Here is a 17,760-nt window from a genome sequence, read left to right as displayed (position 1 = left end):
AAATATTATGACAACACATGAAAAACAAAATGTACAACAACAACAATTATTTTCTAAATTATGAGATATTTCTAATACTCTACGAGGGATAATGGAACCATCCGAATATAAAGAATATATATTAGGATTAATATTTTATCGTTATTTATCAGATAATGTACAATCTATAATAGAAAAAGATTTAAAAATAGAATGGATTGATTATCAAACTTCTTTAACTGACGAAAAATATCGTAATGATTTTTTAGAAGTTTTATATGATAATGATAGTGCTGGATATTATATTGAACCGGAATATTTATGGCAAGAAATAATTAATAAAATTAATATTGGAAAATTTGATATTTTCTTATTAAGAAAAGCGTTTGAAAAATTAATTGAATCAACAATTGGTTATTCATCAGAAAAACAATTTGAAAATTTATTTGATTCTGTTGATTTAGATTCTAGTAAATTGGGAAAAACAGAAGCAGAGAAAAGTAAAATAATTGCTAAAGTAATGTTAAAAATTAATGAAATTAATTTTGAAATTAATGAATCAGAAATTGATATTTTAGGTGATGCCTATGAATATTTAATTAGTAAATTTGCTTCTGAATCAGTAAAAGCAGCAGGTGAATTTTATACACCACAACCTGTTTCTAAATTATTAGCTAAATTAGTTAGTCAAGGAAAAACGGAAATTAAAACTGTTTATGATCCAACATGTGGTTCAGGTTCATTATTATTAAGAGTATATAAAGAATTAAAAATTGGTCATTTATATGGTCAAGAATTAAAAACCAATTCATATAATATTGCAAGAATGAATATGATGTTGCATGGTTTAAAGTATAATAAATTTAATATTTATAATGGTGACACATTAGAAGATGATGGTTTTAAAGGACAAGAATTTGAAATAATTGTTGCAAATCCGCCATATAGTTCTCATTGATCGGCAAATCAAAAATTTTTAAGTGATGAGAGATTTAGTGCTTATGGAAAATTAGCACCAAAAACAAAAGCTGATTTTGCTTTTATTCAAAATATGATTTATAAATTATCTGATAATGGCGTAATGGCTGCTGTTATTCCTCATGGAATTTTGTTTAGGGGTAATGCTGAATTAATTATTAGAAAATATATGATTGAAAAAAATTGAATTGATACTATTATTAGTTTACCAGTTAATATGTTTTATGGTACATCAATTCCCACTTGTATTATTGTGATGAAAAAATGTAAAATTGATAATTCAATTTTGTTTATTGATGCTTCGAAAGAATTTCAAAAGCAAGGAAATAAAAATACTTTAACCGATAAAAATATTATTAAAATTATTAATATTTTTAATAAAAGAAAAACTATTGATAAATTTTCTAATTTAGTTGATATAGAAATAATTAAAGAAAATGATTATAACTTAAATATTGCTCGTTATGTTGATAATACAGAAGAAAAAGAAATTATTAATATTAAAGCATTACAAGATAACTTAATTAATAATGAAAAAGAAATTCAAAAATTAGATGAAGAATTTAATTTAATGTTAAAAGATTTGGTGATTAATAATGAATAAATCTTTGGTGCCAAAAATTAGATTTAAAGGATTTAATGATTTTTATTATAAAACAACTTTTAATAAGTTTTATAATAAGGGTAAATCTGGAGGAACTCCAAGTACAAAAAATAAAGATTTTTATAATGGAGAAATATTATTTTTATCAATTAAAGATGCTACCAATCAAGGCAAATACATTTTTCAAACTGAAAAAACAATAACTAAAAAAGGACTTAAAAATTCTAGTGCTTGATTAGTACCAAAAAATTTGCATTTTGTAATCGAAGTGCAACAAATCAACTTTGAAAGGAGTTGATTTTTTATTGAAAAGAAACATTATTTTATTTTGCGGTCCTTAGTAACTAAGTATGGAAAAGATATTGTTATTAATACTGTAAATAAGATAGTAATTAATAATGTAAAAGAAAATGAATAAATTATCCGCGTAATTTATTAGCGGTAATTTATTCAATATAGTTTATTTTGAGCGTAGCGAACACGCGAAGCGTGCCGCAATATTTTTAGAGAGGAGATGTATTATGCCAACTTGATTAACGACAATATTTAGTGTTGTTATTATATTAGGGATTTTTGCTTGAATTGGTTTATTAATTTATCAAAAAATTAAACAAATTCGAGGAAAGAAAAAAGAAAAAAAGAAATTGAAAGAAAGGAGAGTAATAAATAATGTTAGGTATGTATTTAACAACAGCGTTTAATTTTTTAACAGCACCTACACCTAAAACTATGACTGAGGGTATGACTGGTATTTGAACGGGTTTGACTAGTACATTATGAAAAGTTAAAGAAGGTATAACAAATATTTTACCTGAGATAATGGTTTTCTTAGGTGAAGCGTGAATTATATTAATTCCATTTGCTATATTTTGTATTATTAAAATCTTAAACTTTTTCCGTGTTATGGTTAAAGGATTTTAGTATTTATTATCTAAGGCACACTAGTTTTTATGTGAATTGAATAAATAATTTTGTTGTTTATTTTTGCACTATACACTGTCTACAAATTTATTTTTAAATAAATTTAACTACTCATTTGGTTATTTTTAGTAGGATTTAATAGAAATAAGAATATTAATAACAGTTTTGAACCAAAAATTTTTATAATATTTTTTATAAATATACCTACTTTCTTTTAAAAACTTGTAGGCAGTATATAGTGTAAAAATAAAAATGAATTTATTATTTCTTCGATATTTTATTTCTCCTTTCTATTTAAAATAATTTATACAGAGAGAAAACCATAATAATATCAACTTAAATACCCTTAAATAATTTATACAGTCTTTATTGTACAGTCTTTATAAATCTCTAACGCTTTTTTAACTGATATTTTATAATCAACAATTTTATTAATTGTGAGGCGGTTTTTTAAAAATTTATTACAATAACTTGATGTTGGATCATATTTTTTTTGTTGTAACTCAGGATTAAAAATTCGAAAAAATGGTTGGGCATCAAACCCCGTCCCTGCTACTCATTGTCATGAACATTGATTTATAATAGGATCATAATCAATTAACTGTTGAGCAAAATATTCTTCACCTTTATGTCAATCAATTTGTAAATTTTTAACTAAAAAAGAAGCACAAACCATTCTTGCTCGATTATGCAATAAACCTGTTTCTTTTAATTCTTTCATTCCGGCATCAATAAAATCATAGCCAGTTTCACCATTTTGTCATTTTTGAAATCATTCTAGATTATTTGTTCAGTTAATTGTTATTTTTTTATTTCAATTTTCACTAAAACATCATTGTTGATGTAATTGAGCATTATAAGTTACTTGATAATAAAAATCTCGTCATGCCAATTGTCGTGCAAAAGCGTTATCAAAAGTACCAAATTTTTCAATACTTCAAAGGTAACATTGGCGAATTGAAACAACACCAAATTTTAAAGCAGTACTAATTTTTGCTGTCCCATTTTCTAAATCAACCAAATCACGAGTTTGTTGATAGTTTTGATTTAACTGAAACATTGCTGTTTTAACTTTTTCAAATTCTAATGGTAAATTAAAATCACTAGATTTAACATTTGTAATGTCTTGTAAAATCTCAAGATCTTTTAAATGTTGCGGCAAAAAGGGGTTAACCTTATAAGTAATAATATGATTATCGTTAAAATGTTCTTTTAATTTATTTCAAAATGGTGTAAAAACAGTGTAATATCCATTTTGAGTAGTTTTTATTGTTCACGGTTCTAGTAATACATAATCATCAAATTCACGATAAATAAAATTATATTCTTTTGATAATTGGCGCATTGCTTTACTCCGGTTAAGAGCAAATGGTGTATAATCGCGGTTAGTATATATCTTATTAATTTTATAACCCTGTTCTAACAAAAATTTAATTCCAGTTTGTTCATTTTCACTTTTTAAAAAATTAACATGAACTTTTTTAGTTAACTGTTTTAAACAATGGACCATTGCTTGAAAACTACGGGATGAAAAATAATTATTCGCTTTTATTTGCTCTTTTGTAAAAATAAATAATAAATAAATTTTTTTTTCCTCATTAGCCAACTGCGCAAGACCAAGATTATCTTCAATTCTAAAATCACGATGAAAAATAAAAATGTTCATTAGTTACAGCCACTTTCTAATTTATTTTTTATCATTATACTATAAATTCATAATAATATTATTCTATTACATAAAAAAGGATTAAATTTATTCTAATACACATTTATGCCAATTTAAGTTATAATTATACAATGATATTAAAAAGAAGCGGGGAGTTATAATGGGAGTACCAACATTTTGTCCAATTCATTTAAAAATTCATGAGTGTCCAGAAAATAGTAATAAAGCTATTTCAAGAGCAACTGAAAATAAAATTAAAGCAAAAATGAGTCGAATGCTAAATCCAACTACGACTAGTAGCACACCTGTTAAACCGGCAGTAGTTGAAAAGGGAACAATTCAATATATATTAACAAATGCTAAAAAAAATAATGAAAACATTAAACACAAATTAGGAATTGAAAATGAAAATGAAAAGACTATTGGTGTTGATGAAAATGATATTAAAGCAAAAATGGCACGCTTACGTGCTGCAGTTACTGACCACCAAGGAGTAGGGCAAGAAATAATTGATCATGCTTATCGAGTTAATCGTGGCATTGAACGCATTAAAAATCCATATGAAGCAGAACCACATGAAACAATTATTAATTTTGATAATAATGACTTAGATCAATTAAATGTTGAAATGCAAACCAACCGGGTAAAAAAAACCGCTTTAAACGCATCGAAACAAAAAAAGTCAACCAATAGTAAGCCTAATTCAACACAAACAAGAAAACAAAACGTTACTAATAAAGTTACTACTAAGGAAAAAAATAAACCACTTGAACCAACGATTATCTTAACTGCGACAGAAATTGAAGCTTTAATTGAAAAAGCTGTTGTTAAAGCAATCGTAAAAGAAAAAAATAATAAAAAGAAAAGGGGAGAATAATACTATTTACTTTTTCCCCTTTTCTTTTAATTTTGTTTCATCTAAAATCCGCTGATCTGATTGAATATATTTTGTTTGTTAATTTATTTGTTACAGTATCTGGTTGCAATGTTCCTAATGATTCAAATGAAAGTTGTTCTTTTAAATCATATTTACTAATAATTCCTCGTATAATTCCTCGTAAACCAACACCAATTAATCGAATTGGTTGACCCGATCAAAATTGCTCAAATAATATAATTGCCACTGAATAAATATCATCTAGAAAGTTCGTATATTTTTTAATTATTTGCTGTTTCGTAAAACATTTTCGATTAGCATTTTTAAATGTAACATAAACATTTCCAATCATTGTTCGTTTTGTTGCTCGTTGGCTAACATGTTTTGCTAATAAATAAATTTTATTCTTAATATATTCATAATCAATTAAGTCATATTTAAAACCTGTTTCATTACCAATTTGTTTTTTAGTTGATTATGTTCAAAACTTAATTGTTGCTCACCACCACCATTAGCTCGTTCAACAAAACCATACGCTTGTTTGCCTAAAATGATTTCTAATGTTGTAATATCAGCAAACTCTGCTAAAACTTTAATCGTATGAATCCCAATTTCATTTAAGCGATGAGTTGCTTGTTTAATTGACAGGTAATGGTTGAACTAGCTGAGCAACATCTTCTGGTCGAATTAAGGTAATTTCCATTGGTTTTTTCATATCGCTAGCAATTTTTGCTAATGATTTATTATATGAAATACCAATACTATTTGGTAATCCAATTTGTTGAAAAACATTTTGTTGCATATCAAGCGCTAATCGCATTGCCGAACCATATTTTAAATAAATATCAGTTACATCAATATAACATTTATCAATTAAAATCAAATAATTTTTGAGCAAAATCAACATATAAGCCAAAATCTTGCTTAACAATTTCAAGATGATGACAAATTTCTTTTGCTTTATTCTAATTTTAGAAAGAAAAAAATATAATGAAAAAATGTAATAAATATCGTAATCATTTTTATAAAGGCATTGGACTATTAATACCTAATTGCCGTGCTTCATAATTTGCTGTTGTTACAACTGCTTGACGTGATGAATTGGCAACAACGAGTGGTTTTCCTTGTAAGTGGGGATTAGCAACTTGATGACAACTAGCAAAAAAAACTATTCATATCAATATGAAAAATAACTTTCATTCTTTCTCTCCCCTACTCTGTTAAAGGCCAAAGGGTCCGGTATACTTATAAATATTTTTAAAAATAAAATTATAGCCAAAAATATATGTAAACTGAATACTCCGCGAATAACTACGGGCAATAATTCAATCATCATATAATTCCGGGAATTCTTTTTTAACAAATGGTCGCATTTCTGTTTCATATCAATTTTCTAAATTTTGTTTAAAATGGCCATTAAAGCTTAATAAAATTAAATATGTTGCAATAATAAAAATTAATAATAAGTTTAAGACTCCATAACGATTAATAAAATAAAAGAAATTATTATGGTCTAACAAGGCGGGGTTAGTTTTTAGTATGGCAATAAAAATAATCGTAAATAATGAAACAATAAGAAAGAAAAGTAGTAATAATGGTGGAGCTAAATACAATAATAAATGCATTGTTTGAACATGTTTATTTTTTAAATATAGTTGGGTGACAAAAAATGTTCGTCCTAAAACATAATCTAATCCCATTCCTGATAAAAAATAGGACTGATTAAATAATTGTAAATCATTAATATAAAATGTTTTCTTTTTATAAGAATGTGTAATTAACACTTGGCCTGGTTTACGAACAACTTTTAACCCAGTAATTTTCTTTTTCGTTAAATAGCGATCAATAACTTCTAATGAAATCATTGATTGACTTGGAGCATTATTTAAATTTGGGATTGGGACTAAAATATTTCAGTAAGACATAATTAAAAAAATTAATATAATAATATTAATTGCAATAAAAAATCCAATTAAAATAAAGGCTATTTCACTATTTCCTAATATCATCGTAATCATCCTCTACTATATATAAATAATAAAATAAACTGATACTTCTCATATTATAACTTGAAAGTGTTAACATTAATAGGTTATTGTACTAAAAAATATTTTTTCTTTTCCTTTTATTGTAATTGGTTCTAATTGTGATCTTTCGTAAGGGATGTTTCCTCAACTAATTCAATTTCTCCAGTTTGAACTTTTTGTAATCGTTCTTTAACAATTGCGGATAAGGAACGTAAACTACCATTATTTAATTTCATTTGTAACAATTTTTTTCGTTCTTCATTATTGGGGTCAGCTGCTAATTTTAATAAACGTAAACGTTGTTCATAATTTAAATTATCGGGATCTAGTACATCTTCATCATTAATAAAGATTGCTTCTTTCTTACTTGCATCAAGATTTATTTTTGCATTTTTTAAGATGTTGTTCATTGTTAACGGTTCATTGTCTAAAGGTTCATCTGAAATTAATGCTATTTCATCATTGCTGTCAGATAATGATAAATTATCATTATTTTTACCCTGCACTTTTGAAAGTAACGCTGGATTATTAAAATATTTTTGGTCAGGATAAACCTCATCACCACCAACACAAGGAGTTGCATCTAAAACAACTTGGGCTGGTTCATTTAATAATTCTTCTAATGATTTAGGAACATAAAAACTATATTTTCGACGCCCTTCAATGCGAGGTTCTTGAACTCGGTTCCGCAGTACATCTAATTTACGCGTAATTAAATTAGCTTTTGATTTTTGTCAACGATCATAAATTTGATTAACATCAAGTGCTGGAGCAACCATATCATTTTCATTAAATGGAACAAACCGATTCTTATTATTTAAATTTAACTCATCTAAATCAGTTAATTCTGTTGCCTGGTCAATTTCTGCCCCTTCGATTGGTTGAAAATCAGAATAATCTAATTCATCATAATTATCATTATGGTCAAAAACATCATTTTGAACATTATTTTGTTTAACATTAAAATTGTCATTATAGTATAAATATGTTTCAAAATCATTCGTTAATCTAGTAATTTTATTAGCATAATTTTGATTATTATCACTTAATGTTGTTTTATCTTGCATAATTGAAGTTGGTCGTTTTGCTGGATCAAAATCATTTGGGTCATAATCATCTCAGTAATCAATTACTTTTTTATTATTCTCCATTATTAAAGCCCCCATACTTTTTTACCTATTTATTATACTATAAAATTAAGATGAAAAAAAGGGTTCGGATGCTTCTGGTTGGGATAATTTGGAATAAAGTATGTGCTTGTTATTCAAAAACATTATAACCGATTTTTTGTTCTTCAATTTTTTTATATTGCAAACCATATTTATTTTGTAAATTACCGCCAAAAACATAACCCGAATTTGACTTAATATCATAATCATTAGCAAACGAAAAATCATAATTAAAAACGCTGCCATAATTATTAATCGTATAAAACCGATTTTTAAATGCTGAATATAATTTAATATCTAATTGCTTATATTTATCCGAAAAATAAAAATATCGTGGGTAAATTTTAAAACCATTATTTACTAACAAACCATATTTTTTATTATAACCTTGAACATAAGTATTATTTTCTAAATCAAAAATCGTACGTAAATAATTAGTATAAAATTTCTGTGAAATCATAAACATACTATTTAATAATTTATCAAATTGTAATTTATCGTTAATATTTTCACTCAACAAAATATTATTAAAATTTTGTAATTTCAACGCAAAAAAGTTAACTAAAACAGTATCATATTGTAAATTATCAATATATCCATTTTCAATAAAGGAACTACGATTTTGAAACACTGGCACCAATGCACTTGCAAAAAACGACTGTAAAAACTTAGATAAATCAAACCGACCAATAAACTGTTGATAATACTTTAAATCTTTACTATTTAATGATGAATAAATTGAACCATTAAAATTAAAAACTTCGCCCAATCCCGTTCGGATAAAAATAAAATTAAAACTTAAATCATCATTATTAATATTATTTAACTCTAAACTACCAGAAATAATTAAATTTGCTTCATCAACAGTTAAAATCATCCGATAAATTGATTTTTTAATATTTTTAACACCCAATTCATCAACCGTCTCAAAATCAAAAATTATCCGCTTTGTACCAACCTTATTCGGATTTTCATAATCTGAACTACCACGTTGTTGAACCCTAATATTTTCTTGCAAAACAGAATATAAAGATAAATCAATAAATTCTTTTACGCGAGTTTGTTGATAACTATTTCAGTCAGTAATTTCACCAGTATTAGGATTAATAGTTGGAATTTGCGGTTCACCCACACCATCTCAACGATAAACAATTTCAAAATGATATAAGGGTCATTTAGGTTGTGCTGGATTTGCTTTTTAATTAATAATTTTATAATTTGATCCATTTTCTCAAATTCCAATATAAATTTTATTACGATTTTTTTTCTTCATCTTTATTATCGACTAATTTTCAATTATCTTGTTTTAACTTAACTCTTGGATAATGATTTTCTTTATAGCGGTCAACATTTTCCACAATTTCTTTCGATACATCAAACATCTTATATTTTACAGCAAAGGCATAAATAAAATCAGTTAAATCATTCAAAAAATTCTCTTTTTTAACATAATAAAATTTTTCAACCATAAACCGATTTTTTAAACTATGTCATTGTCGATAATAATTCAAAAATATTTCATTAGGTTTATCATAAACAACTCCGGTTGAATAACTATCTTGTAAAAAATCTAAATACCATTTATCATTAAACGATAATTTTTTTGATGTTTTTAAAGTTGGATTAATAAAATAATTTGTTTCCGACCAATTTTCAAAAAAACTACTGCGTAAAAACATCGTATTAATAAAATCAGTTTCATTAATACCTTTATCAGTACTATTTCTCTTGTTTAAGCATATATTGCTCCTCATTTAAAGGTCTAAACGCCGTTAAAGTAATAAATGGAATAACCAAACCCAAAAAAGTTAAAATAAATATGGCATGAAACGTGTAAAATGAAGTGCAACAAATCTTTATTAATTAAATAATATAATAAAAATTAAAAAAATCAACCATAAATTAAAAAAAATAAAAATAATTTTAATTTTTCTTTTAATTTATTCACATTTAAACACACTAAAAAAGAATTTATTAAATTTTAATTAATAAATACATATTTTATTATTTTAATGACATATTTTGTTATTTTAATGACATATTTTGTTATTTTAATGACATATTTTATAATTTAATATACATTTTTGACATATTTTATGAATTAATTTACATATTATTAATTAATTAAAATATAATAAACTTATCTAAAATTATCTATAAATACATCTTTTGCTGTTCTTCAATTCAGAACAGGCCTTAATTTTTCATTTATTACATCATTAACTACTCAATCTAATCGTTTCTGACTAACCTTATTAAAATCAGTTCCAGGAGGAAATCAATGTCTTAATTCACCATTTATTTTTTCAATTAAAGGTTTTTGACGAGGTTTACCAGCATCACAAAAATAAACTTGTGTTTCAGCAAATATTTCCATTTCTCGTCATTTACTAAATTCTTTACCTCTATCTGTTATTATTCCTTTCATTTTACCCATTAAATTATTATTTATAACCATCTCTTTAAATTTTACTAGAACTTCCATAGCAGTATGATTTTCAAATTTTATTGCAAAATATTTTCTACTTGATTGTTCTACTAAAACTAAACAACTAGATAAATGTTCTTTTCCAACAACAGTATCCATTTCAAATCATCCAACATTAGAAACTTTATTTTCAATATCTCAAATTGACTTAAAATCAGTTAATTTACCACGATTATCAGATTTTCCTTTTGTTTTATATTTTTTTCCACGATGTCGCAAATTCTGTTTTAAAAAACCATAAAAACCTAAACGAATTCATTTATACAATGTTTTAACACAAACCGGAAATTTAACACCAAATTTTAAAAAATAACGATAAATAAGTTCTGACGGTGAATCGTGATATTTATTAAATCTAATTTGAATAAAATTAATCTGTTCTTCCGTAAATTTACATCTTTTATTATTCTTTTTTCTTTTCTTATAATACATTTTATCTGACTTATAAGCACTATATTCATCAGTAGTTTTAAAACGCTTAATTTCTCGTAAAATAGTACTACGATGTCTATTCAAACATTTAGCGATTGCAGAAATATTCTGTTTAACTTTATCCATAAAACTTAAATGACTATACATAACATTTATATACCTTTCATTAACTTATAAAATTAATATTTAATACAAATTGATATATAATTGATATATGATAAAATCAATTATATATCAAAAAATAAAAGGAGCAATATATATGAAAAAATGACTTAACATAATAGGAGCAATCGGATTAACCGCAACAAGCACAACAACACTAATCAGCTGTGAAAAATCTGAAAAAACAAATAATAATAAAAATAAAGAAAATAAAACAACAACAAAAGCACAACAACCACCAAAAAATAGTAATTGAAAATTAATTAATTTTAATAATAGAAAAAATGAATTTTCAAAACCAAATAATAAATGATACTTTTATGTTCGTCAATTTGGTAGTGAATATATATATGAAAAATTTTATTTTGATAATAATTTTATAAAAAATCAAAATACACATTGACAACACTTAAAAAATGGAACAGATTTTATATGAAAAAATAATTCTGTTTATTGTTTTAATGGAGATTATGAACCCGAAATACCAACAATCAATAAAAATACTGGTGAAATTACTGACTGAAAAGAACAAAAAGGAACTAAATAACAGTTCCTTTTTTATATTAATCGCACAAATTTCATAAAGATAATTAATAAAAAGATATTTGTTATTGTACTATACAATGCGGGATTAAATTTTCATACTTCGAATATTTGACTAAAAAAACTATATACTGTCTCAAAAACCTTACCAACACCACTCGCTAACTCGTTAACTTGTTTAACACCAGGAATAGTATTAACAATTCAAATCACCGCATTTTTAATATGAGCACCAAAATCTCATCAACCTTCAGGCGTTACATATTGCACTTGTCATCATTGTTTATCAGGGAATAAACCACCACTATTTACCTCTTGTCAGTTATAAATACCAAAATTAAAATCATAATATCGGTACATATCATTCTCTTTTTGTGCTTGTAATTCAAAAACATTATAACCGATTTTTTGTTCTTCAATTTTCTTGTATTGCAAACCATATTTATTTTGTAAATCACCACTAAAAACATAACCAGAATTTAAATTAATATTATAATCATTAGAAACCGAAAAATCATAATTAAAAACACTACCATAATTATTAATCATATAAAACCGATTTTTAAACGCTGAATACAATTTAATATCTAATTGCTTATATTTATCCGAAAAATAAAAATATCGTGGATAAATTTTAAAACCATTATTAACTAACAAACCATATTTTTTATTATAACCTTGAACATAAGTATTATTTTCTAAATCAAAAATCGTACGTAAATAATTAGTATAAAATTTCTGTGAAATCTTAAACATACTATTTAATAATTTATCAAATTGTAATTTATCGTTAATATTTTCACTCAACAAAATATTATTAAAATTTTGTAATTTCAACGCAAAAAAGTTAACTAATACAGTATCATATTGTAAATTATCAATATATCCATTTTCAATAAACGAACTACGATTTTGAAACACTGGCACCAATGCACTTGCAAAAAACGACTGTAAAAACTTAGATAAATCAAACTGACCGCTAAACTGTTGATAATACTTTAAATCTTTACTATTTAATGATGAATAAATTGAACCATTAAAACTAAAAACCTCACCAGTTCCCGTTCGCATAAAACTAAAATTAAAACTTAAATCATCATTATTAATATTATTTAACTCTAAACTACCAGAAATAATTAAATTTGCCTCATCAACAGTTAAAATCATCCGATAAATTGATTTTTTAATATCTTGAACATCCAATTCATCAACCGTCTCAAAATCAAAAATTATCCGCTTTGTACCAACCTTATTCGGATTTTCATAATCCGCACTACCACCTTGTTGAACCCTAATATTTTCTCGCAAAACAGCAGTTAAAGATAAATTAATAAATTGTATTACACAACTTTGATGATAACTATTTCAATCTATAATTTCACCAGTATTTTTATTGATTGTTGGTATTTCGGGTTCATAATCTCCATTAAAACAATAAACAGAATTATTTTTTCATATAAAATCTGTTCCATTTTTTAAGTGTTGTCAATGTGTATTTTGATTTTTTATAAAATTATTATCAAAATAAAATTTTTCATATATATATTCACTACCAAATTGACGAACATAAAAGTATCATTTATTATTTGGTTTTGAAAATTCATTTTTTCTATTATTAAAATTAATTAATTTTCAATTATCTTGATTTAATTTAATTCGTGGATAACGATTATCTTTATAACGGTCAACATTCTCCACAATTTTTTTAGATACATCAAACAACTCATATTTTACGGCAAAAGCATAAATAAAATCAGTTAAATCATTCAAAAAATTCTCTTTTTTAACATCATAAAACTTATCAATTTTATACGTAAATTTAAAAGTATCTCACATTTGAAAAAATTCTAAAAATTTATCGTGTGGTTTATCATAAACAAGTCCAGTTGAATAACTATCTTGTAAAAAATCCAAATACCATTTATCATTAAACGATAATTTTTTTGACGTTTTTAAAGTTGGATTAATAAAATAATTGGTATCACTTCAATTTTCAAAAAAACTACTACGTAAAAACATTGTATTAATAAAATCAGTTTCATTAATACCTTTACCAGTACTACTTTCTTGTTTAAGCGTATATTGCTCCTCATTTAAGGGTCTAAACGCCGTTAAAGTAATAAATGGAATAACCAAACCCAAAAAAGTTAAAATAAATATGGCAAATAAAGATAACGATTTTTTCATAAACTCAACTCCTAACTATACAATGTTTTTGAAACAATAAACCCAACAATATATAAACTCGATATTGTTAACATTAACGGATGACTAAACAAAACTGCCATTCTACCAAATAATCAAATCAACCAAGTATCAGAATTATATAAATACATAATAATATTTTTTGCTGATGTAAATTGATTAATAATAACAGTAATAAAACCAGTTCCAAATATCGCAATCGCCGCCACCAATAAAACTAATTTAATCATTACTTATGCACTCTCCTATATCCTTGTTCTCTTGTTTTTGCTTGTTTTGCTAAACTTGATAATTGTTTTTTATTACGATTAATTTTAAATTGTTTACGCTCTTTAATATGTTTTTGCATACCTTGTTTAGTATCAGAAACACCGCGAACTGTTGAAGAATATACTTGTGAAACACCATTATTAACTGTTGAACCTAAATTATTATATTGTGTTGATGTCCCGTGAATTGCATAAATCGATAACTTAATAACCATAAAAAAGATTAAAAAATAAGCAATTGACGTATTTGTCATCGGTAATTTTGTATTTCAAATTACATCAAAAATAAACAAAAATATATCAAAAACAAAACTAAAAATCTTGTCTCAATTACTATTATTATTTTCAACTAATAAATTAATCATCTTTACCATTTCCTTTCTCTTTTTTAGGTTTTAAATTCTTTTTCAAAATATCAATATCAAATAACTCCAATCGTTCTTTAACACTTAATTTTGTGATTTCCGACCAATAATATTCTTTTTTATTAACAATTTCATCATTCTTTAAATCACGCACAAACTTTAACCATTGACTATCATACTTATTAGCAAATTCAAGGGGAATAATTATTTTAAAAAACCGAATTCCTAACCCAACATCCGACTTATGTTTTACTCTTTTACCTTCTGCTGTTCGTTCTACTGATTTTGTTTTTCAAATTTCATAATCCGTTATATCTTGAAAAATACCAATTTGCATAATAAAGAAACGATTAAAAAAATTAAACCCTTTCTTAATAACTGGTTTTTTCAATGAAATTGGAATAATAATTCCACTTGCTAACTGGCGAATATTATTTCAAATCATACCCTCACGCTGAGCAGTAAACAACGCACGATTACCAAAATGTCTTGCTAATACAATTCACGGAATTTTACCACTATGAACTTTTTTCTCATCGTGAGGACTAGTTCCATCAATATATAAATAACTTTCATCAAATAAAATAACACTATCATCTGGCGGAACTGGTTTTGTTCTATCTGTAAAATCTAAATTTTTAAATGTTAAAACTTTAACTTTATCATCTTCTAACGGATAATTACTATAAATTTCATCTGTTAATAATTTCATAGTTTGCGACAAATAAGTTAAAAGTAATGTTTTACCGGTCCCTAACTTACCAATAATTACCGATAACGGATTATCTCAAACAAAATTTACTAACCCAAAAGAATTTAACTGATAAAAAATATTTTTTCACAATCATCACACAAAATAAATACACTGCAAAACAAATAATATTCAAAATACTAAACCAACACAATACAAAGAAATTATCCAAAGTAATAAATCAATTAAACTAAACAAAAGCATTGAACCACTAATATAACAATAGTTTTTAAAGAAAAATATAAATTTTTTCATTATTTAAAATACCCAACTATTTTAAAAACCATTCATAATAAAAACCAAGTTAAAAACAAAATCACAATTCAAACACCAACCATCAAAGTTAAATATTCATTTTGCGTTAAATTCCACATTGTAATACTTTCAACATTCGTTTTATCTATAAACAAAAATATATAAATAAAAAACTCTTTTAATTTAATTCAATCATTTTGCATTTTTAAAAACTCCACATTTTTTGAATAAGTTTAAAAAACATTCCAAAAAACAAAACAATAAATAACACAAACGATATAACATATAAAAACTCAGGGGCATTTGCACCAATAATATAACTAACAAATTGAACTCAATAATCATATAAACTCATTTAATTTAAGTCTTTCAAATCATTAATTAATTCTTGTTCTTTTTCAACACTTCAATTTGTTAAATTATTATTGTTATTATTTGCTTTTACTTTTTTAGGTTCACTTGAAAATAAAGCTTTTTTCATTTTAGTAAAATAATTTTGTTTATATTGATTATATAAATTGATTAATTCTGTTCCAGTTAAATACTTTCAAATATGACGTTTTAAATTTTCATCATACTTTACAATAGGATAAGAATTATCATAAATCAAACCAATAGCTACTTGTTTTGAATGTTTTTCACTCGGATAAATAAACTTATTACTCAGTCAAAAACCAATATGGCGATTATGATTAGGTAAATTAATAAAACTTGCTTTTTCTGTTGTAAAAGGGATAAATTCCTTACTAATAAAATAATTTTCTACATTATGATTTTTCTTAACAAAATTACTCAATTTTATCAACTCCTACTCTTAATCCTCTTAGCATTTTACCTTCTAACTCTTCTATTTGTTTCTTTAATACTGTAACTTTAAATCGCTTAATTTCTGATATATGCTCCATAATTAAATCAAATAAATTCCAAACTGATAAAATTAAAAGTAAAAAAGGAAATAAAATAACCAAAATTATTTCTACTTCAAAATTTATGGAAATAATAAAACAAACAATACACATAATAAAAGAAATTAAAAATAAAAAATAACAAAAACCAAAAGCAAAATTCCTAATAATAAAATCTCTCTTTATTTTTTTATATTCCTTAGTTGTTCAAAATTTCATATCCATAATATATAATCTCCTAACTAAATATTTAATAATATAAATATTTGTTTAATAAACAATGTTATAAATAATGTTTATATAATGTTTTTTAATTGTAATAAACACTGATTATTAACAATGTTATATATAATGCTAATATATTGTTTATTTAATGTTTAATAAACAATGTTAATAAACATTATTAAATATAAAAATAATAAAAATTGGCACACTGAAAAATACTATTTAATTTTTAACAATAGTTATTAAAATATAAAATAATAAGTTTATAATTAAGTTGATATTATTATGGTTTTCTCTCTGTATAAATTATTTTAAATAAAAAGAAGAAATAAAATATCGAAGAAATAATAAATTCATTTTTTACAAATGTAATACCATCTATTTTTTGATTATCATGAATGGTATTACCAATTAAAACAATTATTTCACTAATAATAATTTTAATAATAACTTTTAAATTTATTATTCAAATTTTTAATAAATTAACAAATTTATAAATATTTTTATACAGAGAGAAAACCATAATAATACCTTAAATATAATTAAATTGATATTTTTACACTATACACTGTTCACAAATTTTAAAAAAAAGTAGGTATATTTATAAAAAATATTATAAAAATTTATTTCCCAAATCTATTACTAGTATGACCCTTAATAGAAATATTCTTATTTTTATTAAATCCTACTAAAAAAATATTTTTCATAACAGACTCAATATTATGAATAATAAACAATATAGATTTATCAACTATAGAAAATATAGTTAAATTTATATGTATAATAGAGATTTTTATTATCCCAATATTAACGATAGTAATAAAGTTTATTAAAAAATAAATTTGTAAACAGTGTATAGTGTAAAAATAAACAATAAAATTATTTATTTAATTCACATAAAAGCTAGTGTGCCTTAACTAAGATATATGATCGATTATA

The 17,760-nt window shown here is 24.2% G+C and carries 21 protein-coding genes and 1 pseudogene; 6 read left to right on the top strand and 16 right to left on the bottom strand.

From position 1 onward, the window contains the following. Positions 1 to 7 precede the first annotated feature (7 nt). From SCITRI_RS04340 to SCITRI_RS04325, 4 genes are all read left to right on the top strand, one after another. Positions 8 to 1,561, top strand: coding sequence for a type I restriction-modification system subunit M (locus SCITRI_RS04340; RefSeq protein ID WP_071937361.1), 1,554 nt, complete (start codon positions 8 to 10; stop codon positions 1,559 to 1,561). Then, the gene (locus tag SCITRI_RS04335) at positions 1,554 to 1,979 is read left to right on the top strand and encodes a restriction endonuclease subunit S domain-containing protein (protein ID WP_071937360.1); all 426 of its coding nucleotides are present in this window, start codon (positions 1,554 to 1,556) and stop codon (positions 1,977 to 1,979) included. The genes SCITRI_RS04340 and SCITRI_RS04335 overlap by 8 nt, the downstream gene beginning before the upstream one ends. 103 nt (positions 1,980 to 2,082) lie before the next feature. Continuing rightward, entirely contained in the window at positions 2,083 to 2,262 is a 180-nt protein-coding gene (locus SCITRI_RS04330; protein ID WP_167693720.1) for a hypothetical protein, read from the top strand. Continuing rightward, on the top strand, positions 2,231 to 2,482 hold the full coding sequence (locus tag SCITRI_RS04325) for a hypothetical protein (RefSeq protein ID WP_071937359.1): 252 nt from the start codon (positions 2,231 to 2,233) through the stop codon (positions 2,480 to 2,482). The genes SCITRI_RS04330 and SCITRI_RS04325 overlap by 32 nt, the downstream gene beginning before the upstream one ends. Before the next feature lie 355 nt (positions 2,483 to 2,837). Here SCITRI_RS04325 and SCITRI_RS04320 read toward each other — a convergent pair whose 3' ends face one another. Then, a complete protein-coding gene (locus SCITRI_RS04320) occupies positions 2,838 to 4,148 on the bottom strand; it encodes a cryptochrome/photolyase family protein (RefSeq protein ID WP_071937358.1) in 1,311 nt (436 codons plus the stop codon). 160 nt (positions 4,149 to 4,308) lie between these two features. Here SCITRI_RS04320 and SCITRI_RS04315 point away from each other — a divergent pair, with 160 nt between their 5' ends. Further along, positions 4,309 to 5,025 carry a hypothetical protein gene (locus SCITRI_RS04315; RefSeq protein WP_071937357.1) on the top strand — a complete coding sequence of 239 codons (717 nt, stop codon included), beginning with the start codon at positions 4,309 to 4,311 and terminating at the stop codon, positions 5,023 to 5,025. Here SCITRI_RS04315 and SCITRI_RS11400 read toward each other — a convergent pair. The 7 genes and pseudogenes from SCITRI_RS11400 to SCITRI_RS04285 all read right to left on the bottom strand — a co-directional run bounded on the left by SCITRI_RS11400 (position 4,976) and on the right by SCITRI_RS04285 (position 11,288). After that, positions 4,976 to 5,437: a DinB/UmuC family translesion DNA polymerase gene (locus SCITRI_RS11400; protein WP_237238191.1), complete on the bottom strand. Its 462-nt coding sequence runs from the start codon at positions 5,435 to 5,437 to the stop codon at positions 4,976 to 4,978. The two genes, SCITRI_RS04315 and SCITRI_RS11400, sit on opposite strands and share 50 nt — an antisense overlap. Before the next feature lie 225 nt (positions 5,438 to 5,662). After that, the gene (locus SCITRI_RS11395) at positions 5,663 to 5,932 is read right to left on the bottom strand and encodes a Y-family DNA polymerase (protein ID WP_237238189.1); all 270 of its coding nucleotides are present in this window, start codon (positions 5,930 to 5,932) and stop codon (positions 5,663 to 5,665) included. 115 nt (positions 5,933 to 6,047) lie between these two features. After that, positions 6,048 to 6,206, bottom strand: coding sequence for a Y-family DNA polymerase (locus SCITRI_RS11390; RefSeq protein WP_237238129.1), 159 nt, complete (start codon positions 6,204 to 6,206; stop codon positions 6,048 to 6,050). Positions 6,207 to 6,245: 39 nt separating this feature from the next. After that, the gene (locus tag SCITRI_RS04300) at positions 6,246 to 7,034 is read right to left on the bottom strand and encodes a hypothetical protein (RefSeq protein WP_071937356.1); all 789 of its coding nucleotides are present in this window, start codon (positions 7,032 to 7,034) and stop codon (positions 6,246 to 6,248) included. A 131-nt stretch (positions 7,035 to 7,165) separates the two neighbouring features. Further along, on the bottom strand, positions 7,166 to 8,203 hold the full coding sequence (locus SCITRI_RS04295) for a hypothetical protein (RefSeq protein ID WP_071938055.1): 1,038 nt from the start codon (positions 8,201 to 8,203) through the stop codon (positions 7,166 to 7,168). Between the two features lie 112 nt (positions 8,204 to 8,315). Then, positions 8,316 to 10,075: pseudogene (locus SCITRI_RS12450) on the bottom strand (spiroplasma phage ORF1-like family protein); the annotation flags it as partial. 286 nt (positions 10,076 to 10,361) lie between these two features. After that, entirely contained in the window at positions 10,362 to 11,288 is a 927-nt protein-coding gene (locus SCITRI_RS04285) for an IS30 family transposase (protein ID WP_071937355.1), read from the bottom strand. Between the two features lie 112 nt (positions 11,289 to 11,400). Between SCITRI_RS04285 and SCITRI_RS04280 the strand changes: the two genes are divergently transcribed. Then, positions 11,401 to 11,850 (top strand): lipoprotein, encoded by a 450-nt coding sequence (locus tag SCITRI_RS04280; RefSeq protein WP_071937354.1) that lies wholly within the window; start codon positions 11,401 to 11,403, stop codon positions 11,848 to 11,850. An 11-nt stretch (positions 11,851 to 11,861) separates the two neighbouring features. Here SCITRI_RS04280 and SCITRI_RS04275 read toward each other — a convergent pair whose 3' ends face one another. The 8 genes from SCITRI_RS04275 to SCITRI_RS04240 form a co-directional block, all read right to left on the bottom strand. Continuing rightward, a complete protein-coding gene (locus SCITRI_RS04275; RefSeq protein WP_071937353.1) occupies positions 11,862 to 14,033 on the bottom strand; it encodes a spiroplasma phage ORF1-like family protein in 2,172 nt (723 codons plus the stop codon). Positions 14,034 to 14,044: 11 nt separating this feature from the next. Continuing rightward, on the bottom strand, positions 14,045 to 14,281 hold the full coding sequence (locus SCITRI_RS04270; protein ID WP_071937352.1) for a hypothetical protein: 237 nt from the start codon (positions 14,279 to 14,281) through the stop codon (positions 14,045 to 14,047). Then, positions 14,281 to 14,685, bottom strand: coding sequence for a hypothetical protein (locus tag SCITRI_RS04265; RefSeq protein WP_015979226.1), 405 nt, complete (start codon positions 14,683 to 14,685; stop codon positions 14,281 to 14,283). Before SCITRI_RS04265 ends, SCITRI_RS04270 begins: the two co-directional genes overlap by 1 nt. Next, positions 14,678 to 15,691 carry a hypothetical protein gene (locus tag SCITRI_RS04260; RefSeq protein ID WP_015979225.1) on the bottom strand — a complete coding sequence of 338 codons (1,014 nt, stop codon included), beginning with the start codon at positions 15,689 to 15,691 and terminating at the stop codon, positions 14,678 to 14,680. Before SCITRI_RS04260 ends, SCITRI_RS04265 begins: the two co-directional genes overlap by 8 nt. Further along, the gene (locus SCITRI_RS04255) at positions 15,691 to 15,894 is read right to left on the bottom strand and encodes a DUF2649 domain-containing protein (protein ID WP_015979235.1); all 204 of its coding nucleotides are present in this window, start codon (positions 15,892 to 15,894) and stop codon (positions 15,691 to 15,693) included. The genes SCITRI_RS04260 and SCITRI_RS04255 overlap by 1 nt, the downstream gene beginning before the upstream one ends. Positions 15,895 to 16,046: 152 nt before the next feature. Further along, entirely contained in the window at positions 16,047 to 16,487 is a 441-nt protein-coding gene (locus tag SCITRI_RS04250; RefSeq protein ID WP_015979233.1) for a DUF3627 domain-containing protein, read from the bottom strand. After that, complete coding sequence (locus SCITRI_RS04245) at positions 16,480 to 16,821, bottom strand: hypothetical protein (RefSeq protein ID WP_015979232.1); 342 nt, start codon at positions 16,819 to 16,821, stop codon at positions 16,480 to 16,482. Before SCITRI_RS04245 ends, SCITRI_RS04250 begins: the two co-directional genes overlap by 8 nt. A gap of 283 nt (positions 16,822 to 17,104) precedes the next feature. Next, a complete protein-coding gene (locus SCITRI_RS04240) occupies positions 17,105 to 17,344 on the bottom strand; it encodes a hypothetical protein (RefSeq protein ID WP_015979231.1) in 240 nt (79 codons plus the stop codon). Positions 17,345 to 17,760 lie beyond the last annotated feature (416 nt).

It is taken from the genome of Spiroplasma citri (assembly GCF_001886855.1).
Taxonomy (GTDB): domain Bacteria; phylum Bacillota_I; class Bacilli_A; order Mycoplasmatales; family Mycoplasmataceae; genus Spiroplasma; species Spiroplasma citri.
Note: the sequence above shows the minus strand (reverse complement) of the source record. Positions and strands in the feature narration are given on the sequence as shown.